This is a genomic window from Streptomyces sp. NPDC052016 (genome assembly GCF_044548445.1).
GTDB lineage: Bacteria > Actinomycetota > Actinomycetes > Streptomycetales > Streptomycetaceae > Streptomyces.
On the sequence record NZ_JBIUBX010000001.1, the window covers coordinates 633,822 to 653,361 of the forward strand.

General features: G+C 68.9%; 16 protein-coding genes. 7 read left to right on the forward strand and 9 right to left on the reverse strand.

What is annotated here, in order from left to right; all coding sequences use genetic code 11:
• Positions 1 to 846: 846 nt before the first annotated feature.
• The gene (locus ACIHAR_RS03015; RefSeq protein ID WP_400016245.1) at positions 847 to 3,219 is read right to left on the reverse strand and encodes a SpoIIE family protein phosphatase; all 2,373 of its coding nucleotides are present in this window, start codon (positions 3,217 to 3,219) and stop codon (positions 847 to 849) included.
• A 683-nt stretch (positions 3,220 to 3,902) separates the two neighbouring features.
• Between ACIHAR_RS03015 and ACIHAR_RS03020 the strand changes: the two genes are divergently transcribed.
• Complete coding sequence (locus tag ACIHAR_RS03020) at positions 3,903 to 4,610, forward strand: AAA family ATPase (RefSeq protein WP_400016247.1); 708 nt, start codon at positions 3,903 to 3,905, stop codon at positions 4,608 to 4,610.
• 640 nt (positions 4,611 to 5,250) lie between these two features.
• On the opposite strand, the gene ACIHAR_RS03025 is transcribed toward ACIHAR_RS03020, so the two are convergent.
• Entirely contained in the window at positions 5,251 to 6,765 is a 1,515-nt protein-coding gene (locus tag ACIHAR_RS03025) for an APC family permease (RefSeq protein ID WP_400016250.1), read from the reverse strand.
• 225 nt (positions 6,766 to 6,990) lie between these two features.
• Here ACIHAR_RS03025 and ACIHAR_RS03030 point away from each other — a divergent pair, with 225 nt between their 5' ends.
• A complete protein-coding gene (locus ACIHAR_RS03030) occupies positions 6,991 to 7,632 on the forward strand; it encodes a carbonic anhydrase (RefSeq protein ID WP_400016252.1) in 642 nt (213 codons plus the stop codon).
• Positions 7,633 to 7,966: 334 nt separating this feature from the next.
• Here ACIHAR_RS03030 and ACIHAR_RS03035 read toward each other — a convergent pair whose 3' ends face one another.
• Positions 7,967 to 8,944, reverse strand: a complete 978-nt coding sequence (locus ACIHAR_RS03035; RefSeq protein ID WP_400016254.1) for an L-threonylcarbamoyladenylate synthase — start codon at positions 8,942 to 8,944, stop codon at positions 7,967 to 7,969.
• An 849-nt stretch (positions 8,945 to 9,793) separates the two neighbouring features.
• Between ACIHAR_RS03035 and ACIHAR_RS03040 the strand changes: the two genes are divergently transcribed.
• Together ACIHAR_RS03040 and ACIHAR_RS03045 are read left to right on the forward strand one after the other, a co-directional pair.
• Positions 9,794 to 11,239, forward strand: a complete 1,446-nt coding sequence (locus ACIHAR_RS03040) for an NF041680 family putative transposase (protein WP_400016355.1) — start codon at positions 9,794 to 9,796, stop codon at positions 11,237 to 11,239.
• 207 nt (positions 11,240 to 11,446) lie between these two features.
• Positions 11,447 to 12,172 carry a dienelactone hydrolase family protein gene (locus ACIHAR_RS03045; RefSeq protein ID WP_400016256.1) on the forward strand — a complete coding sequence of 242 codons (726 nt, stop codon included), beginning with the start codon at positions 11,447 to 11,449 and terminating at the stop codon, positions 12,170 to 12,172.
• A gap of 887 nt (positions 12,173 to 13,059) precedes the next feature.
• Here the strand turns inward: ACIHAR_RS03045 and ACIHAR_RS03050 are convergent.
• The 4 genes from ACIHAR_RS03050 to ACIHAR_RS03065 all read right to left on the reverse strand — a co-directional run bounded on the left by ACIHAR_RS03050 (position 13,060) and on the right by ACIHAR_RS03065 (position 15,928).
• A complete protein-coding gene (locus ACIHAR_RS03050) occupies positions 13,060 to 13,437 on the reverse strand; it encodes a hypothetical protein (protein WP_400016258.1) in 378 nt (125 codons plus the stop codon).
• Positions 13,434 to 14,021 (reverse strand): TetR/AcrR family transcriptional regulator C-terminal ligand-binding domain-containing protein, encoded by a 588-nt coding sequence (locus tag ACIHAR_RS03055; protein WP_365468724.1) that lies wholly within the window; start codon positions 14,019 to 14,021, stop codon positions 13,434 to 13,436. The genes ACIHAR_RS03050 and ACIHAR_RS03055 overlap by 4 nt, the downstream gene beginning before the upstream one ends.
• A gap of 258 nt (positions 14,022 to 14,279) precedes the next feature.
• A complete protein-coding gene (gvpJ, locus tag ACIHAR_RS03060) occupies positions 14,280 to 14,678 on the reverse strand; it encodes a gas vesicle protein GvpJ (protein WP_365468721.1) in 399 nt (132 codons plus the stop codon).
• A gap of 239 nt (positions 14,679 to 14,917) precedes the next feature.
• Positions 14,918 to 15,928: a hypothetical protein gene (locus ACIHAR_RS03065; RefSeq protein WP_400016262.1), complete on the reverse strand. Its 1,011-nt coding sequence runs from the start codon at positions 15,926 to 15,928 to the stop codon at positions 14,918 to 14,920.
• Between the two features lie 495 nt (positions 15,929 to 16,423).
• Between ACIHAR_RS03065 and ACIHAR_RS03070 the strand changes: the two genes are divergently transcribed.
• Together ACIHAR_RS03070 and ACIHAR_RS03075 are read left to right on the forward strand one after the other, a co-directional pair.
• Positions 16,424 to 16,930, forward strand: a complete 507-nt coding sequence (locus tag ACIHAR_RS03070; protein WP_400016357.1) for a PRC-barrel domain-containing protein — start codon at positions 16,424 to 16,426, stop codon at positions 16,928 to 16,930.
• Positions 16,931 to 17,015: 85 nt separating this feature from the next.
• Entirely contained in the window at positions 17,016 to 17,285 is a 270-nt protein-coding gene (locus ACIHAR_RS03075) for a hypothetical protein (protein WP_365468829.1), read from the forward strand.
• 145 nt (positions 17,286 to 17,430) lie between these two features.
• Here the strand turns inward: ACIHAR_RS03075 and ACIHAR_RS03080 are convergent, their stop codons facing one another.
• Entirely contained in the window at positions 17,431 to 17,604 is a 174-nt protein-coding gene (locus tag ACIHAR_RS03080; RefSeq protein WP_365468715.1) for a hypothetical protein, read from the reverse strand.
• 15 nt (positions 17,605 to 17,619) lie between these two features.
• On the opposite strand from ACIHAR_RS03080, the gene ACIHAR_RS03085 reads away from it, so the two are divergent.
• Positions 17,620 to 17,949 (forward strand): hypothetical protein, encoded by a 330-nt coding sequence (locus ACIHAR_RS03085; RefSeq protein ID WP_365468712.1) that lies wholly within the window; start codon positions 17,620 to 17,622, stop codon positions 17,947 to 17,949.
• Positions 17,950 to 18,488: 539 nt separating this feature from the next.
• Here ACIHAR_RS03085 and ACIHAR_RS03090 read toward each other — a convergent pair.
• Positions 18,489 to 19,430: a hypothetical protein gene (locus ACIHAR_RS03090; protein WP_400016266.1), complete on the reverse strand. Its 942-nt coding sequence runs from the start codon at positions 19,428 to 19,430 to the stop codon at positions 18,489 to 18,491.
• Positions 19,431 to 19,540: the final 110 nt, after the last annotated feature.

Here is a 19,540-nt window from a genome sequence, read left to right on the forward strand (position 1 = left end):
CGCGCCGAGGTCGGGCAGTCCGCCGGCGCCGCCCCCGACACGGCCGCCCCGTCTTCCGGATTCCCGTACTTCAAGATCAGTGGCTCGTCGCTCATGAGGTCCTCTGAGCTTCGCTCGACGGGAAAGAGCACGTGAGTGCCCTTGTCCGTCCAGCTCGACGACGCGGAGTGTGGCCGTGGCTCGGCTCATCTGCGCTCCTTTGCGCAAGGGGTTCAGGACTCTTCTGTGCACGTGAGGAGGAGTCAAGAGGAATTGGGTCTTCCGTTTTGGCTTACGGAAGCATAGGTTCCTCTTACCCCGCGTCGGCGCCCTCCGAGGCGCCGGCCCGCCGATCCTGGGGCGGCGGGCCCGCGGGGGCCAACTACCGGTCACGGCCCATGGCTTCCGCCGGCTCAGGGCGCGACACGCACCCTTGCGCCGCCGGTCGTAGCTGGAGACCACTGACCTTGCAACGGCGACCCGAGGCAGCTGCCGGGCACCTCGCCCGGGCTGGTGCGGTCGGCCAAGCACAAGGTGGTGGAAGGCTTATCCGGACTGGGCGATGTACCGCTCTCCACGAATGGGGTCGTGTGGTCGACCGGGATCTCCTGGGCCACCGTGCCGTGCTGCCGGGCGGCCTGACGTGTCCGGATCGACGCAGCCGAGAGCCCAGTAGTGCCGAGAGCCCAGTGGTGTAGGGGGCACCGAAGGTGTCCGGGATGCAGCTGAAGTCGTCGCCGACGCTCCGCAGTCCGACCGAACCGGCACGTCCGACTCCCCACGCCACAGGCCGGCTTCGCCCATCCCCACCACGCCCGCAACAGCGAAGCCGACCAGCTCAGGCAACGATTTCTGACTGGAGTCCTACTAGGAGACGGGCAGTTCGGCCCAGATGGTCTTCCCGGACGAGGTGTACCGCGTGCCCCAGCGCTGGGACATCTGGGCGACGAGGAACAGGCCGCGGCCTCCCTCATCGTCCCGACGCGCTCGCCGCAGGTGGGGGGCGGTGTGCGCCATGTCGGAGACCTCGCACAGCAGGCAGCGGTCCCTGATCAGCCTCAGCATGACTGGCCCGGTGGTGTACCGGATGCCGTTGGTGACCAACTCGCTCACCACGAGTGCGGCGGTGAACGACAGGTCGGACAAGCCCCAGGTCGCCAGTTGGCGCTCGGTGTAGGTACGGGCGTGAGCCACCATGGCCGGGTCGGGCGGTAGCTCCAGGTCCGCCACATGGTCGGCGTCGAGCTGCCGGGTACGGACCAGCAGCAGCGTGGCATCGTCCGCCTGTGGTCCAGGTGGCAAGGTCGACAGTGCGCGGTCACACAGCTCCTCCACTGGGCAGCGTTGCCAGGTGAGCACGTGGGCCAGGCGGTCGATTCCGCTGTCGATGTCGGTGCGCCGGTCCTCCACGACACCGTCGGTGAAGAACGCCACTACGCTGCCGCTGGACAGGTTCAGCTCCACGTTCTCGTAAGGCAGGCCAGACAGTCCCAGCGGTGGCCCGGGCGCCAGCGCGGACCAGGCCACCGAGCCGCTCGAATCGGCCACGATCGGCGGGGGATGGCCCGCGCTCGCCCAGACGCACCGACCGCCGACCGGGTCGTAGATCGCGTACAGGCAGGTCACCCCGAGCGCCTCGTCGCTCAGCCCGTCGTTCTCAGAGGATTCCGCGTCCTGCGCGACCAGGTCGTCGAGCCGGGTGAGCAGCTCGGCCGGATCCAGGTCCAGCAGGGCCAGGGTCCGTACGGTGGCGCGCAGCCGGCCCATGGTCGCGGCAGCGTGTACGCCGTGCCCCACCACGTCGCCGACGGTCAGTCCCACTCTCGCACCGGACAGCGGGATCACGTCGAACCAGTCGCCGCCCACGCCCACGCGGCTGTCGGCGGGCAGGTAGCGGTACGCGACGTCGACCGCGCTCTGCTCGGGCAGGTGCTGTGGCAGCAGGCTTCGCTGCAGCACCAGGGCCGCCTCATGCTGGCTGGTGTAACGGCGGGCGTTGTCGATGCCGACGGCGGCTCGCTCGGCCAGTTCCACGGCGAGCGTCTGCTCCTCGGCTCCGAAGGGGTCGGGGTTGCTGGTGCGCCGGAAGGTGGCGAGGCCGAGGACCGCATCCCGGGTGAGCAGCGGGACGAAGAGGCAGGAGTGCGAGGCGTCCGGTCGCACCTCGCCCGGTGCCTCGGGCGGCAAGGCGTCGACGACGGGGCGGCTGGTGGCCAGGCTCAGAGCCTGCGGTGACGATGGTGGGTAGGAGACGGGACTGGTGCGGAACTCTTCCGGGGTCCGGCCGTGCATCCGCAGCAGACGGTGCCCCGGCGCCGAGCCCGTCGGCGGCTGCCGTCCCTCGATGACCGCCGGCGGCAGGTCCACCAGCACCTCGTCGGCCAGCTGCGGTACCGCCACGTCGGCAAGCTCCGCGGCTGTACGGCGTACGTCCAGCGAGGCACCGATGCGCTTTCCTGCCCGCACCAGCAGCGACAGTCGTTCCTGGGCGCGGTAGCGGTCGGTGATGTCCAGGGACTCCTCGAACACCCCCAGCGGTTCGCCTCGGGCGTCCAGCAGCCGGTGGTACGAGCAGGACCAGACGTGCTCGCGCACCGGGTCGACGGGCGCGCGCCCGCGATAGTGCATGCCGATGATCGGTTCCCCCGTCGTCAGGACGCGCTCCATCACCTGGTCTTCGTCCGGCGGGTGGTGGCGGGAGACGAATTCCCCTTCGGGAAAGAGATCCGCGGCCGGTCGGCCCACGTAGTGCGCGATCCCCGCGAGCTCCAGATCGGTCGACACATTCCCCCAGACCACCCGCATGTCCGTATCGAAGATCGTCAGACCCACGGGAGACTCGGTCGCCAGTCCCTGCAGCAACGCCAGCTGTGCCTCCCAGCTGCGCAGCGCTGTCAGGTCGGCCGCGACGACGACGGTCGCGGCTACGCCGCGGTGCGCGAGCGGGCTGAACGTCACGGCCGCACGCAGGGTACGTCCGTCTCGACAGCAGAGGTCCAAGACGGCGCTGCGAGGCTTGTCCGCCTTGCAGAGACCGGACAGCCGCCGTCCCGAGGTCGCTACGAGCAACTGGGTGGCCGACTGGCCGAGCACATCCTCGGGTGAGTGTCCGAGGAGGCGCTGGGCCGAGGATCCCCACCCGGCAATGCGGCCTTCGTCGTCCAGCACCGCAGCGGCGGCCTTGGAGAGGTCCAAGGGACTGTGGAAGTCGACGTTGGCCGCCTTCGGAAAACGATTCATGACCACCGCTTCCCTTCGTGCTCACTCAGGATCCCGTGCCGTACGCCGGGCGACAACCGCACGCGCGATGGCCGCCTGCCCGCCGAGGGCGACCGCCGGACGTCCGCCGGACACGACGCACCATGCGATGCAGAACGGTCTGGCGGTCTGGAAACGGCCCGCGTGCGGTACCGCTCGTCACGGCGCCCGAGAGAGCCGGCCGACGAGGTGTCGGCTTGATCATTCAGCGCCTCCGTCTTCTGCCTGTCGTGGTCCGGATGACCAGCTCGCCCCCCGGTGTCCGAGGCCAGGGCCGCGGCGTCCTCCAGGGCGAGCGAGCGATCGGTACCAGCCCCTCGGTGAGGCTGAGGTACAGATCGTCGTGGGTCTCGGAAAAGGAGGCCGGCAGGCGCGCGAGCGCGGCTCGTCCGAGGCCGGCCAGGTACATGTCGGCAAGCGCCGGAACGGCGGCGCGGAGCCGTCCCGTCGCAGTGTGCGCGTCGGTATCGGTTGCTGTCGGCTCCGAAGACGGGGCGAGGACGGCTCGTCCCGGGCGATGAGGCCGGACGACCGGGGGCCTGGTCGGAACCCCTCGCGAACCTGGGCACGGGGCTCGCTGCACTGGCCTTGGAGATCTCGCTGCCCCCCTCACGGTCCCACCTCTACCTAGGCGGGGCCGAGATCCCCCATGAGACACTCAGCGCGTGATTGTCGAACGCGCATACGCGCACGTGGACGACCGCGACGACCGGGAATGGCCGTGGTCGGTGCCGTGTGTGCGCGACCTCATCGCGGGCGGGCTGCGCTTCACCGCGCCGGTGACGTTTCTCGTCGGTGAGAACGGCTCGGGCAAGTCGACTCTGGTCGAAGCCCTGGCGGAGGGTTTCGGCCTGGACTCCTGGGGCGGCTCCCACGACTGGCGCTATGCCAGTCATCGTTCCAAGTCGGTGCTGGGCGCGAGAATCCGCTTCGACGCGGCGCCACTTGGGCGCCGAATGCTGGGCAGCTGGGCTGCCCGCAAGGGGTTCTTCCTGCGCGCCGAGACCGCTCTGGACGCGTTGGACCGCGAAGGCTTCGCACCGGACGCGGTCAGCCACGGAGAAGGCTTCCTCGCCGCCTTTCGAGGCAAGTTCCACCAGGCCGGTCTGTATGTGATGGACGAGCCCGAGGCGGCCCTCTCCTTCACGTCCTGCCTGGAACTGCTCGGACACATCGACCAGTTGGTGAAGAACGGCGGCCAGGTCATCTGCGCCACCCATTCGCCGCTTCTGACCGCGCTGCCCGGCGCGGACATCATCGAGGTCGGCGAGCACGGGTTGCGCCGAACGACCTGGGACGAACTCGCGCTGGTCGACCACTGGCGCCGCTACCTTGCTGATCCGCACAGCTACCTGCGCCGTCTGCTCGACTGAGCGTGGCACTACGCCGGGATGACCGGCCGACGTGGACGACCCCATCGTCGCGCAACTACGCCGCCACCCGCACCTGTTCCGGTCCCGATCGGTCTCGACGTACCGGTGCCGTGCGCCATCGGCGCCCTGCTCGTCGGTCGTCAGGCAGCACGGTTTGGAGCCGGTGCCGGTTCGGTGACGTCGCCGTCGGCTTTTCGGCGCGTGGGCCATGCGAAACGGAGCGTGCCACAGGCCCACCGGGCTGCCCCCGCCCCGGCCACGCCGCCGAGCGAAACCGAGCGCTCAGGGCTTCGTGCCCGCATCGGAGATGCTTTCCGCGTCACGTCGGGATGTTCGTGCCGAGGGCCGGTCGGCGTCCTCGTCGCCGGGCTCTCGCGGTGCTCGACCGCGGGCACGCTCTCTCGACGCGGGTAGGTGAGAGAAGCCGGGCGATGATCCGCGTCCCGGTGTCGATGGGGCCAGGCGCGGATGCCCGCTCTCGAACACGCTCCCGGCCTCGGTCCAGGGGGCGTTCCCGGCACGTTGCCCGGCTCCGGCCTGACGGCGGTCGCATGGGCCCCCTCGGCCACTGGGGCGCCCGGGACCTGGGCCGGCCGCGCCCCTGCGACTGACTCGTCGTAGCCATGGGCGACTGACATCTTCAGGACTTCGTACGGCCTGACGCCTCGCCGTCGACGAGGGCGGGGTCGACCACGCCGGGGTGTTCCGACCAGAAGGCGGGAGCCCTCAATCGCCATACGATCATGAGGATCACGCCCGCGACGGCGATGCCGACGCCGATGACGAGCGGGGGACCGAGCCCGAGCCACGAGTCGCCGCTGTAGGAGTTGGCGGGGTCGGACATGTCGATGACCGATTCCACCAGCAGCCAGGTCAGCAGCCCGGCGCCGACGAGCGGGCCGAGGCCGATCAGGACGAAATGGTGGACGCTTCTGGTCAGGTGGCGACGGTAGTAGACGGCGCAGGCGACACCAGTGAGGGCGTAGTAGAACGCGATCAGCAACGACAGCGCGGTGAGCGAGTCGAACAGCGCGTTGGAGCTGATCTCGCTGACGACGAGGTACCAGGCGATGGCGATGGCGGCGACCCACCACGTGCTCACGTCGGGTGTGCGAAATGGTGGATTGATCCGTGCGAAATGCGCGGGCAGGGCATGACGGCGTGCCATGGACAGCGCCGTGCGTGACGCCGGGATGATCGTCGTCTGTGTCGACGCCAGCGTGGACGTCGAGACCGCCAGCAGTACGACCCAGTGCCAGCCGCCCATGGCCTCGTCGGCGAGCAGGGCGAAGATGAACTCCTCCTCCGCCGCGTTCTCGGCCAGGTAGGCCGTTCCGGCGCAGGCGACCACCGCGAAACCGACCGCCACATAGGTCACCAGAAGAATGACTGTCGGCCACACAGCGGCCTTGCCGGGAGCGGTGGCGGAGTCCTCGACCTCCTCGGTGAGATTGACCGCCGACTCCCAGCCCCAGTAGAGGAACACGCCCAGCAGCAGGGCCGCGGTCAGCGACGCCCCTCCGGCGCCGAAGGGGTCCAGCCAGCCGATCGACGGTTCGACGGAGTCGAGCGTGCCGGTGTCGGCGTAGACGCGGTACAGCGCCACCACGGCGAAGGCGAGCAGGCAGACGACCTGCGCGAGGATCAGGACGCTCTGCACCTTGGCCGACACCTCGGTGCCGATCACGCAGACGGCCGTCATCACCACGATGAGCAGCACCGTGAGCAGCCGGCGAAGGGCGTCGTCGTCGGCCCAGCTGTCGAGGCCGAAGGCGAGCAGGCCGAAGGTGACGGCGACGTCCGCCAGGGACCCGATGACCAGCACGCCGGTCATCGCGATGGCCCAGCCGCCGAGCCATCCGGCCCACGGCCCCAAGACGCGGGTGGCCCAGGAGAAGGTGGTTCCGCAGTCCTGGTCGGCCTTGTTGAGGTGGTAGAACGCCGATGCGATCAGCAGCATGGGCACGAAGGACGCGAGCAACACGCCGGGGGCGTGGATCCCCACCAGCGCCACGAGCGGCCCGATGGCCGCCGCCACCGAGTACGCCGGGTAGGTGGCGTTGAGCCCGATGACGAGCGCGTCGAGGAACCCGATCGCATCAGGCTTCAACCCCACGGACGGGGACGGCTCCGCGTCCGGGGTCTCGTTGGCCATGCTCCCTCGCTCCCGTTGCGTGCATCCATACGGCGTCGGCAAGGTGCTCGTCGTCGAGGCGGGCGCTGTGGCCGGGGCAGCACCGTCGCGTGCTGAGGTTCCGCACCGAGACCGCCCTCGCCCGGCGCCTGGGGGTGACGACAAGGCCGTCAGCGTGGCCCGCTCCGGCAACCTCCGGCGGGACCAGGCGGTGCGACGGCCGCTGCCCGCTCGTAGGCTGCTGCCATGACCGAGATCCACAACCTGACGCCCCGCGACGCCTTCGAGCTGCTCATGGCCGGTAACCAACGCTTCGTCTCAGGCACCCCCGAGCACCCGAACCAGGACGCCATACGCCGCACCGAGATCGCACCGGCCCAGCAGCCCTTCGCCGTGTTGTTCGGGTGCTCCGACTCCCGGCTGGCCGCCGAGATCATCTTCGACCGCGGCCTGGGCGACCTGTTCGTGGTGCGCACCGCGGGGCATGTCGCCGGTGCAGAAGTCCTCGGTTCCATCGAGTACGGCGTGAGCGTGCTCGACGCCCCGCTCGTCGTCGTGCTCGGCCGCGACTCGTGCGGGGCTATCGCAGCCGCGCGTGCCGCAGCCGACGGTGGCAGGGTGCCCGGCGGCTTCGTCCGTGATGTTGTCGAACGGGTGACGCCGAGCGTGCTGGCAGCCCGCGCCGCCGGACGCGACCAGGCCGAAGAGATCCTGGCCGAGCACATCGAGCACACCGTGGACCTGCTGCTCGAACGCTCGCGCGTCCTGGCTGAGCGGGTGGCCGTCGGCCGCCTCGGTGTGGTGGGGCTGTCCTACCGGCTGGCCGACGGCAGTGCACAGCTCGTCGCCTCTCGCGGCCTTGACGCGGCGGTCCCTGCCGCGTCCTGACTATCCCGGCCGTGGCAGCCCCTACGTGATGTGCCCCGGTCGGAGGAGACCCGTATACGTGGATGCGGAAGCCCCCGGTTCACCGCTCGATCACGGCCCGAAGGGCACCATCCGATGGCTCACCGAGCCGACCACGTGCCCAGCACCCCCCCCCGCGCCGACCTGGCGCGGGGGCGGGCTGCGAGGTGTGCCGGAGATGGGGAGCGGTCGTCACCGACGACGGGCGGCACGAGCTGTGCCCGGCCTGTCAGACCGGCGGAAGCTCAGCCGAATGCGCCACGAATCCGCCGGGCCACCGCATCCGGGAGCAGTAAAGGCAGGGCGTCGGCGCTGGTCACACGGTGGTGCGGGGCCCCGCGGCGCGACGGAGCCGGTTGGCGATCGCCAGTCCCAGCCCCTCCTCCGCCGGCAGTGACGCGACGATGAGGTCGCACCCCCGCTGGTCGAGTTCGCGCAGGAACCCGTACAGCCGCCGTGCGTAGGCGGCCATCGAACCGGGGACCTGCACCACGGCGTGCGCCTTCACCTCAGCGTCGGCGAAGGCGGCAGGAAGAAAGACGCCCACCCGGTGCCCCAGCTCCTGCGCCAGCTCCGCCTCGGCGACGACCTTCTCCGGCTCGACCAGGACGACCCGCGCCCGCGGTGCGTAGTGCGACGGATGCTGGCCCGGCACCCGGATACGGCTCGTCGAGGGGACCGCGGGTGGGCACCCCAGCACCGCTTCGAGGTCCTCGCGCGTCACCGCGCCGGGCCGCAGGATGCTCGGGATCTCGCCGGTGGCGTCGACGATGGTCGACTCGACACCGACCTCACAGGGGCCGCCGTCCAGCACGAAGTCGACGGCGTCGCCGAGCTCGGCACGGACGTCGGCCGCGGTCGTGGGGCTCACCGAGCCGAAGTGGTTGGCGGACGGGGCCGTGACACCGCCTCCGAAGGCCGACAGCAGCGCGAGTGCGACGGGGTGGCCGGGCACGCGCACGGCCACCGTCTCCAAGCCACCGGTCGCTTCCAGGGGCACCCGGCGACCGCGCCGCAGCACCAGCGTGAGTGGCCCCGGCCAGAAGCGTTCGGCCAGCAGACGGGCCGTCGCGGGTACCTCCTGGACCCAGTCGTCCAGCTGCTCCGCGCCGCCGATGTGGACGATCAGCGGGTGCGAGGGTGGGCGTCCCTTGACCTGGAAGATGCGCGAGACGGCGGCGGGGTCCTCGGCGTTGGCGCCGAGTCCGTAGACGGTCTCGGTCGGGAGGGCCACCAGGCCGCCGGCGCGCAGCACACCGGCCGCCTTCTCGATGTCACTGGTTCGTGCCGTCACTCTCACAATCCTAGGTGCGTCAAGGACCCGCGACGGTCTTGCGCCGATCTCTGCGCCCTTGAACGAGGTCGGCGTCCCGGCCGCCGCTGCCCGCGATGCTGCCATCCGACAGCAACTCCTCGAACTACCCGGCCCCGTCGTTGCCGACGCCCTCGGCTACCACGACAAGACCACCAGCCTCCTCATCAGAGAGACAGGCGGGACATGGAGCCGATACGCCCCAGGAGATCACGCAAGGTCACCAACAGGCTGGCTTCCTCGAGGACCGGCGACAGTCGATTAGCTTGTTCTTTATCTTCCGTCCGCGTCGTAGGGCGGGGACGGAAGGTTCCAGACGGCGTCTGACCGGCTGACGATCTTTCGAAGTTCGCGGGCGCTTCGTGGCGATAAGGCCTGCATCACGGCGTCGAGGAGGGCTCGGGCTTCGAGAGGGTTACCACAGCAGTACCAGTGCACGTTGCCCCACTCGTAGTCGTGCCACAGAGCACGCTCGGGCTGGTGAACGTAGTCCTTCCACAGGCCCACAGCCGCGCTGACGTCGCCTGGTTGCAGATAGTTGCGGGTGCGCTCGAGACGGATGATCTCGGACAGCGCACGCGAAGACAGGCCGTCGATGACCGGTCTTGCACCCGTTGTCCGGTGGCTGCCGGGGACGCCAACACGGATCTGTCCTGGCCGTCTACGCGGCATGGACCTTTCGGTTCGTCGTCATGCGGTACATGGTGCCACGGTCTCGAATGGCGTCTCGAACGGATTCGCTCACATGGGGGTTCGCCGGACACGGGGGCGGCCTTCGTCTGATCCTGTGCTCCGACCAAGGTGCACGTGACCACGACGAAGGCCGTGAGGGTGAGTCTGCTGCCTGATGCTGTCCGGAGGGAAGCGTTCGCGGAAGCGTCACGCTTCCGGGGAGAGTTCTACGAGTGCCTGACGGCACGGCGCGACGAGTTGTTCGAGCTGGTGGACGCGGTGCTGTGTGCGGACGGTGCGGTGAAGTCCCCGGTCGACCTGACGCTGCTGCCCGAACACCGACGTGGGCACGGAGCGATGTACGGCGGCCTGAACCACGGCCGGATCGATGCTGGTCGGTTGCGGACGGTGCTGGCCGGACTGTCGCTGCCGCGGTTCGACGACGGCCGACTGGTCCTCGCAGTCGATGTGTCCCCGTGGCTTCGCTCGGACGCGCCGTGCTCAGCGGACCGGCTATTCTGCCACGTCTACGGCCGGGCGAAGACGGCATCGCAGTTCATCCCCGGCTGGCCGTACTCCTTTGTCGCCGTGCTGGAGCCGGGTGCCACCTCCTGGACCGCGATCCTGGACGCGGTCCGGCTGGGACCTGCAGACGACGCGACCGCGGTCACCGCCGCCCAGCTCCGAGGAGTCGTTGAACGGCTCGTCGCGGCCGGCCAGTGGCAGAACGGGGACCCGCAGATCGTGATCGTCAGCGACGCCGGCTATGACGTCACCCGCCTGGCCTGGGTCCTGCGCGACGTGCCCGTCGAGCTTGTCGGCCGCGTCCGCTCCGACCGGGTCATGCGCCTGCCCAAGCCGCCTCGCGTCCACGACCCGAAGGGCGGACGGCCGCCTAAGCACGGCCCGGAATTCCGCTTCGCCAAGCCGGAGACCTGGCCCGAGCCCGCGATCACCACGGTCACCGCAACCACCAACTACGGCAAGGCCGAGACTCAGGCATGGGACCGGGTCCACCCAAGGCTCACCCACCGCTCCTCATGGCTCGACCACGACGGTGAACTTCCCTTGGTCGAGGGCACGTTGATCCGGTTGAAGGTCGAGCATCTATCGAAGGACCGTGATGCCCCGCCGGTGTGGTTGTGGTCCTCCAAGACCGGCGCCACTCCGGACGACGTGGACCGATTCTGGCAGGCATTTCTCCGCCGCTTCGACCTGGAGCACACCTTCCGCTTCGCGAAGCAGACCCTGGGCTGGACCACTCCGAAGCTCCGTACTCCCCAGGCGGCGGACCGCTGGACCTGGATCCTGATCGTCGCTCACACCCAGCTCCGGCTCGCCCGGCCTCTCGCCGAGGATCTCCGCCGGCCCTGGGAGAAACCCACCACCTCCGACCGGCTCACCCCGGCCCGGGTCCGCCGGGGGTTCAGGAACATCCGCGCTCACCTCGCCTGCCCGACCCGTGTTCCCAAACCCAGAGGAACCGGCCCCGGACGGCCACCCGGCGCCAAGAACAAACACCGAGCACCCCGCTACGACGTCGGCAAAACCGTCAAACGCCCCGAGACTCTCAAGGCCATCGGCAAGCCTGGCAGGTCCTGGTAGATAAAGAACAAGATTAGAGCCTGTGAACAAACCCCGTCTGCGAGCAGCGGCGTCCGGTGCGCACGCCCTTCGGGCGGACGGCGGTTTGTTCACAGGCTCTGAGCTGCATCGCTGACGGGGTGGTTCCGGAATACGCCAGAGACCTGCCTTCTGCCAGCGGCAGAACACCGGTCCGACCGGGCTCGACGATCACTACAGTCCAGGCTCATGACGACGGTTACAACGCGCACGATCGAATACGCGGCCGACGGCCTGACGATGATCGGGCATCTCGCGCTCCCGGCCGGTGTCGACCGCCGGCCCGCGGTCTTGGTCGGGCCCGAGGGGGTGGGGCTCAGCGACGTCGAGCGCCGCCGGGCCGATGCGCTCGCCGAGCTGGGGTACGTGGCCCTGGCCTTCGACCTCCACGGCGGGCGTTATTTGGGCGACCCTGAGGAGATGCTGGCCCGTTGCATGCCGCTGCTCGCCGACCCCGACCGGATGCGAGGCATCGGCCACGCGGCGCTCGACGTGCTCCGCGCCGAGCCGCGGACCGACCCGGACCGGATCGCCGCCGTCGGCTACGGCACCGGGGGCGCAATCGCGCTGGAACTCGGGCGCGACGGCGTCGACCTGCGCGCGATCGCGACAGTCAACGGACTGACCACGGGCCGACCAGGCGAGACGGCGCGCATTCACTGCCCGGTGTGGGCCGGGGTCGGGTCGGAGGACCCGATCATGCCGCCCGAGCAACGGGACGCATTCACTGCCGAGATGCAGGCTGCGGGCGTCGACTGGCGCCTCGTGGTCTACGGCGGCGCCTTGCACGCCTTCCATCACCCACCGGTCGACCACATCGTGCTTCCCGGGGTCGGTTATCACCCGCAGCACGCGCAGCGAGCTTGGCGGGACGTCGTCGACCTGCTCGCCGAGTGCCTGCCCATAACGGAGTGATCTGGTCGGCAACCACGATCCCGGACCGTCAACCAAGCCGGTCGACCGGGGCTTTTCGGCAACCCGCGAGCGTGCGTGCCGGACGCCGCTGCGCAGATGGACTCGAAGGGTCCCTGGCCGTAGTCGATGAAGGCGATGAACGAGTCCTGGAGTTGTACGCCGCCGGCGATCACAGACGGTCACCAGCGGGCTGGGTTCCTCGGGAACCGGCGACAGCCGCGACCAGATGGCCAACCGCCGGCGACGCGGAACCCACGGCGGTCGCCCACCCGCCTTCGACAAGGACATCTGCCGCGACCGCAGCGTGGTCGAACGATGCTTCGCCCGTCTCCATGCGGCCGATCACCACGCGGTTATCGCCGAAGTGCCGCCGGGCGGGGTCCTGACGTGTCGTACGCATCCATAGCGGAGGCCCGATGAGGATGCGGCGGACGCCCTCCAGGTCCGGCTCCACCGGAAGTCCCACCGACCCGGCGTGAGCACCACGTCCCTGTAGATGAGGACGACGCGGTCGGTAGCGTCGACCCCAGCAACGTGTGCGCACGCGTCTCGGGACGTCCCAGATGATCAGCGGGATCGGTGTACATGCCCTGTGACAAGGCGGCGACCGAGGAACTCCCACGGCAAGCTGCTCCGCGCCGAACGGAAACTCGCGTCCCGTCCGCGTTCCCGCCTCTGCACCCCTAACTGATCATTTCAGAATGAGGTTCGGAGGCGTCGTAAGCAGTTGATGCCGCAGGCGAGTTGGAGCAAGTGCTCCGCACGCTCGGCGAGGACCGTGGTCACCGTGTCGTCGTCCTCGGAGTCGGGCATCCGTGCACGACGCGCGCGCTGGATCCCCTCTGGTCTGCCGATCTGCTCTGCCGAGCTGTGTACCGATCGGCAATTTACATGGCTCCGGCAGCGGCCAGTGCGCCCACGGGCAGGAGCAGCAGCCACTGGGGCAGTCTCAACCACGGCTTGGACCAATCGGCTGCCAGTGATATCACCAGGAACACTGCCGCGTAGGCCACGAAGTGAACGGCCAGCAACGAGGCCACCATGTCCCCGCCAGGCTGGTGGGACAGGGCAAGGCCGATCAGGGCTGCGGCCGCCAGGATCAGGTCAGCCGTGACCATGTGCCAGACGGCGTGCAGCACCCGGCGCGGTTCGTCCGGCAGGGTGCCGGTCAACAGCGGTCGTACGACGTCACGGCCTCCGGCGCGGGCATGAACCGCAGCGACGCCTGCGCTGGTGAGGCCGGCGGCGAGAAACCAGCCGTTCATCGGGCCTCGATTCCACGCGCGACCAGGGCGGCCAGTTGGCTGGTGAAGTCTTGGTCGGCTGGTGCGCCGACGAGGCCGACATGGAAGAAGACGGCCCCGGCCAGGGTGTCGAGCACCAGGTCGACCGGGACTGTGGCGTGTGCCTCTCCGCGCTGGACGGCTCGCTCGAACACCTCCGTCAGGCCGGACTTGGCGGGGGCCAGGAAGTGGCTCCGGATGCGGGTCTGCAACTCGGAGCTGGCGGCGAAGTCAGCCAGCAGGCCGGGCAGGGCCGCCGCGGCGGCCGGGGCGGTGAACTCCTGCACCAGGTCCTTGACCAGTGCGGTCAGGTCGCCGGTCAGGCTGCCGGTATCCGGGACGGGAGCCGACTCGGTCGCGGTGAAGACCGCCTCGTACACCAGTTCCGCCTTGCCGGACCAGCGCCGGTAGATGGTGTCCTTGCCGGCGCCGGCCCGAGCGGCCACCGCCCCGATGGACGTTGCGGCATAGCCGGTCTCGGCCACAAGTTCAGCGGCGGCATTGAGGATCGCCGTGTGGACCCGCTCATCTCGCGGACGTCCGCGAGGAGTTGTCACAGCAGTCATGACTCTTCTTACCATACGGGACGCCCCGTATGGTAATTGACGCCAGGACCACTCCGCCCCCTCCGGCTTCGTCCAGCACCAGCTGATGGGCGAGCAGATCACGGCGCTTGGGCCACAGCTGGTGTGGGGGGCGTCACTGACGATCGCGCCCCGGCGCAGCACGCGTATCGGCCGCGGGGGGCTCCGATGCCGGCCAGGTCCTGGCGGAGGGACCGACTGCGAGGCGCGGATGATCCCGTAGACGTCGGTGCTGACTTCTCATTCCCCTCTTCGGCGCGCGGCCTGCTCTCCCTGGCGCTTCCGGCCCTCGTCACGTGCCTGTTGGGAGGCGTCGGAGATCGTCTCCGCGGTGCCGGACAGGGCTCCTCTGGTCTTGCCGCGGGCGCCGGACTCTGCGAGCTGTCCCGTGAGCTCCGTCAGCCCGGCCGGCTTGCGCGGCCCTGCCTCCAGGTCGAGGCGGTTGCACGCCTCGGCGAGGCGGAGGTAGGTGTCGACGCTGGCGACCACGATCCGTATGTCGATCGTGAGTATCTCGATACCAATAAGAGAGACCCGCACGTACGCGTCGATCACCAGTCCGCGGTCGAGAATGAGTTCCAGAACGTCGTAGAGGCCGCTGGAACCGCCCCCGCCGCCCTGCTGTGTCGCCACGGTCATCGCGACCAGCCCCTTGCCATCTCTGCGCGGTCCCGCCGGCGCTGTTTCCTCGCTGCGACGCAGGCTCCCAGGTACGAGTAGCCCCACCACCTGCGGTCAAACAGATGTACGAGCTTGGCGAGGTGGGCCCTCCGGGCAGGTACAACGCAACAGCTACGAGGGCTTCGGGCCGAACCGGCGGGTGGCTGCGATTGCTCTTGCCTCCCGAGTCTCCAGGTGTCCACGATCAACGGATTCCGCTATCTCAACCCGCGAGCATCGGGATGTCGGCCAGGGGAGGCTTCAATGCTGCGGGCCTTGGCGAGAGCGACTAGTGTGCCGCGCCGGCGGTGGCGCCTTTCGTAGTCCAGTACCTGCCGGGCTTCGGCGGGCGCGGCGGTCTGCAGCCGGGCGGTGATCTGGTCAGGGATCATGGCGTCGTACCCGGGCCATGGTTCGTTACCGCGTAGCCGCTCGATGGCGTTCAGGATGTCCGGCCGGCCGGCGTGTCCGCGCTCGTAGCTGTCGAGGGCGGTCAGCTCCGCCTGGGAGAGCATGGGCAGGCGCTGGATGATGTCGGCGATGCTGAGGTGGTCGTACCAGAGAACCGGCGGCTCTTCTTTCCTGGTGATCGTGCCCTCGGCCTCTTCGGGCATCTGGCGCAGGGCACCTTCGGCCGTGCGCGCGGCCTGCCGCGCATCGTCCTCGGCCGTGCGGTAGCCGCTCCCGCTCCCGGCCGCCGCCGTGGCCCGGGCGTGCTGGGCGATGCTGTCCTCCAGGGTCGCCAGCAGTTCCTCGTCCTGGTGGCGCAGTGTGGCGAGCAGGTTGGCGGCGGCATGGTCAAGCGCCTGCTCGGCGATGCTCTCCCCGGCGCGGCAGGCCGCCAGTGCCCGGGCGGTGATCGAGTATTCGGCCTCGGTGCTTCTCAGCAGCTGTCGCGTGCTGGGCGCATTGCGGCGATGCAGGAGGGCAGTCGTGATCACCGCACCGATCTTGAGCAGCAAAGTGGCCATCCGGACGGTTCGCCGGGCGATGAACCGGACCTTCTCGGCGGTGTCCCGCAGCGGGCGGCGGGGTCGCAGTTCACGCAAGTGGCCGTCGATGCGAGCAACACTGTCGTGTGTGTCGTCGATAAGGCGTTTGAGGATCTCCGGCCGAGGGCCTGCGGCGTGGGCGGCCATATCGGCCCGGAAACGGTTGATGACCGCAGCGTGAGCATCACGAGCGTGCTCAAGCGCCGGGACAAGTGAATCTGTCGTCACCGCTGTCATGGCGTGCCCTACCTTCTGACATGGCTTCGAACTGGTCAGATCGGTGGATCCAGGGGCCCGGATAGGGGGGGTGTGGCGGAGGCCGTCGGATCCTCCGGAGCCTCGCCGCAAAAGAGCCCGAACCAACCACGCGGCTGCCGGAGGCGCGCCCCACAACGTGCGCGAGTACCCCCGGCAACCTGGATGATTGCCAGAAGCGGCACCCAGCACGGGCAATCACCTCGGTCGCACTAACGCTGCTTTCACTGTGGACCGCAGCGCCCCGACAGGGAACCGCGTCTGCTGTCCAGCCCGGCTGTGGGGAACGACTTCAGCACCACCAACCGGTCCGGCCCAGGGGGGTGCGGGCACCTTCCAAAGCACTCTCGCCGCTTCGCAATTCAACAAGTTCCCACCGGTTTGGCACCCAATGCGGTGGTGAGCCGGACAGAGCGAGCCGAACGCGACAAGAGAGAGGGTGAGTAAACAGTGATCACCCACGAGCAGATCCCGACTGTGCTCGACCACCCGGTCTACGACACGGACGGCAACAAGATCGGCGATGCCAAACACGTCTTCCTCGACGACGCCACCGGTCAGCCCGAGTGGGTGAGCGTGAAGACCGGCCTGTTCGGCACCAGCGAGTCGTTCGTACCCATCCATGACGCCTCCATCGTGGAAGACCATCTGGGAGGTCCCCTACCCCGAGGACACGGTCAAGGACGCGCCCAACGTCGACGTCGACGCAGGCGGCCACCTCTCCGAAGGCGAAGAGCACCGCCTGTACGGGCACTACGGCATCGACTGGGACGCAGCCTGGCAACAGGCCAACCAGCCCGGCGAGGGCGGCTGGGCCCACCCCGGCACCGCCGCGGGGTCGCAAGGAACAGATCGACACCGAAGGCGTCGACGAAGATCGGCGCGACAAGTAGCCCCGCCCGCCTCGCCGGCGCGCGCCCTGCCGCTGGCGGTTCAAGAGGTGTCCGGCAGTTCAAGCCGCAGGGCGCCCGGGCGGCGGCTTAAGACACTGCCCTCAAACAGCGGACTTCAGGCGGTAGGGGACGGACGTGGGCAGTCAATGCACGCAACAGGAAGGGAATCGGCTGTCATGACACAGGTTGAGCAGCCCCTGACAGAGGCCGGCATCAAAGTTCGCCAGGTCAACCACTACCAGTTCAGCTGGGTGGCCGGAGAACCCGGCCAGCGCGGCACCTTCACCCTGCAGCTGGTCCTGGACGAAGGCGCCGGGGAAGAAGTCCTCACGGTCGACGCCGACGACGCCGACGTCTTGAAAGACCTGCTGGAGCACACCCAGACCGTCCAATACGACGTCCCACGCCACACCCTCATGTTCGGGGTAAAGCCCGCCGGCAGCTGACGCCCGGCAGCCATCGCGCATCCCCCGTCGGCATGGCCTATAGCGCGCACGGCGTTTGCTGAGCGCGCCGTGGACCGCGACGGCGGGGGAGTCACCCGGAACACTGCGCTGGGTCGCAGATGCAACGGGCCTGGGACACCGTCCTTCAGCGGCGATTCATGCAGCCCGTGACACCGAAGGCAGCATTGCGGAGCATGCCCAGCTTCTGCTGGGAGGGCCGTTGCTGTTCGCGGTGCGGGGCGTTGAGAACCAATACGCCTGCGGTCAGCACGGGCACCGTCCACTGCAGTACGGTCAATTGCCGCTGGGCCTTTTCCACGCCACTGGTGGGCGCATGACGGCGGGGGAGCTGTGGACGTGGGTCTCAAACGCCATGCTCGCGAGCGTGGTCGTTCCAGCCCTGGTTCCTCAGTACCGTGTAGAGCTCAGCGACGACTTCCTCGTCCTCCGCGGAGGCGGGCGCCGCGATATCGCGTGGCGGGACATCATCGGCATAGAGGTCCGGAAGACCGCTGGGGTCCGGACGCTGGTCGTACACGTATCGAATGGACGTCGGATACCGCTGCGCGCGCCAATGTCCTTTCTGGACCGCCGCTTTGACGACAAGGCCCACGTCCTCATGGACTGGTGGACTGCTCACCGGGGTGGCCCCGACCGCGTGTAGCGGCCGAATCGGTTGCTGCGACCTCTCGGTCTCGACGCCTATGCGCCTTGGGCGTTTGTCCGGCCGGGCTCTCAGCCGTGGTGTTGGTAGAGGCTCAACGAGTGAGCGCAGCGGGCGACGTCGATGAGGACCTCGGGTACAGCCTCGGCGATCGTCCCTACGAGCCGGGTGACGGATCCCGAGGCCAGGGCCTCCGCCACGAGGGCCCGTCGCCGCACGTCGGAGGGGGCGTGGCCGCCCGCCGCCCGTAGAAGGGCCTCGCCTCGTGTGTTGAAGAAGGCCGATGCGTCGAGGGGAAAGGCGGGTGAGGTATGCGGCCTGGTCGAGCTTGCCTTCGAAGACGAGCCGCTTGACTTCACTCAACCGCAAGAGGGGGGTGTCGTCGCTTCCTGCAGTGCCCTCTTGACCGTTCTTCGTGGGCGGTGTCCATGGCCGGGGGGTTGCGGATCGGGGCGAGTTGTTCGTGCTGTCCGGCCGCCTCTCGGCCGTCTCGGGCTCCGCGGTTGCGGGGATGTCGGACGGGACGTCTGCCAGCCGCTTCAGCTTGTCGCTCCGCGCCGCTTCCACCAGTTTGAGCGCCTGCTTTCGCTGCCCGGTGTCGAGCAGAGCGCAGACGATGGTGGACAGTGCCTCCTCCGCCTCCCCAGAAACGTACTGGCGGGCTGTCTCAGGCAGGTCGTCCGCCTTGCGTAGGGCCAGGATGGCCGAGATCGACGGCTCGGCGCCGTCGGGGTCGCCGCGTTCGATGAACGCCTGCGCGGTTTCCTCGAGGGATTAGAGGGACCAGGCGAATTCGTCGATGGCCTGCGCCAGGCCGGCGGTCTCATCATCGGCAAGCGGCAGGTGTACGTGCCCGGGGGATCCAGGACCATCTCCCCGACGACCTTGCCGCGGGTTTCGCCCGACTGCGGGTCGTACTCCCCGGCGTGCAGGACTCCGTCCGTGTCGCCGTTCAGGACCCAGTCAAGGTTAAGCCCGTCGAGCTCGTCGACCACGACGATCGGGAAAAGCAGGCGGACGCGCACCTCTTCTGGGAGCCCGAGGACCTGGTGCCGGTCGACGTCGGCCAGCTTGATGGGGTTCTGGATGTAGAAGCTGGAGTCGGGGACGACGAAGCGCTCGTGCCCGGTCCACCGGTTCATCAGGGATTGCAGCAGGTGTATCACCGCCTCAAGAGCCTCGGTGTGCTCGGCCAGTTCCTGGTCGACCAGCAGGTTCACCAGGCGCTCCCTCTGCGCCCCCTCCGGATCACCCACGCCGTTCAGGAGAGTGTCGTGGCGCTTGGTCAGGACAAGGGCAGCCAGGTCTTCGGCAGTGACCTGGTTTCGCAGCGCGCTCATTGCCCACTCCAGATAGCCCACCAGCCGCCTGTAGGCGTTGTCGAAGGGGCGGCCGTGCTCGTTGTTGGCGTCGATGTGCACGGACGGCAGCGTCGGAAGCAGGCTGTCCCGGTTGGTTCCCGGACGGGGCGTGATGAGCATGCGCCGATCCTGCCAGGCACATCAAGGCCCAACGTCGGCTTCGGTGAATGCCAGCTCGCCTCGTATGGGCGGGTGCTTGCCGTTCAGGGTTCCACACGTTGGGCTGGCTT

Excerpts from the sequence above, each read along its gene's own strand:
- ACIHAR_RS03065 (WP_400016262.1), bottom strand. The coding sequence starts at position 15,928 with ATGACAGCGGTGACGACAGATTCACTTGTCCCGGCGCTTGAGCACGCT.
- ACIHAR_RS03050 (WP_400016258.1), bottom strand. The coding sequence starts at position 13,437 with ATGAACGGCTGGTTTCTCGCCGCCGGCCTCACCAGCGCAGGCGTCGCT.
- ACIHAR_RS03045 (WP_400016256.1), top strand. The coding sequence starts at position 11,447 with ATGACGACGGTTACAACGCGCACGATCGAATACGCGGCCGACGGCCTG.
- ACIHAR_RS03055 (WP_365468724.1), bottom strand. The coding sequence starts at position 14,021 with ATGACTGCTGTGACAACTCCTCGCGGACGTCCGCGAGATGAGCGGGTC.
- ACIHAR_RS03090 (WP_400016266.1), bottom strand. The coding sequence starts at position 19,430 with ATGCTCATCACGCCCCGTCCGGGAACCAACCGGGACAGCCTGCTTCCG.
- ACIHAR_RS03025 (WP_400016250.1), bottom strand. The coding sequence starts at position 6,765 with ATGGCCAACGAGACCCCGGACGCGGAGCCGTCCCCGTCCGTGGGGTTG.
- ACIHAR_RS03030 (WP_400016252.1), top strand. The coding sequence starts at position 6,991 with ATGACCGAGATCCACAACCTGACGCCCCGCGACGCCTTCGAGCTGCTC.
- ACIHAR_RS03075 (WP_365468829.1), top strand. The coding sequence starts at position 17,016 with ATGACACAGGTTGAGCAGCCCCTGACAGAGGCCGGCATCAAAGTTCGC.
- gvpJ (WP_365468721.1), bottom strand. The coding sequence starts at position 14,678 with ATGACCGTGGCGACACAGCAGGGCGGCGGGGGCGGTTCCAGCGGCCTC.
- ACIHAR_RS03085 (WP_365468712.1), top strand. The coding sequence starts at position 17,620 with ATGACGGCGGGGGAGCTGTGGACGTGGGTCTCAAACGCCATGCTCGCG.
- ACIHAR_RS03015 (WP_400016245.1), bottom strand. The coding sequence starts at position 3,219 with ATGAATCGTTTTCCGAAGGCGGCCAACGTCGACTTCCACAGTCCCTTG.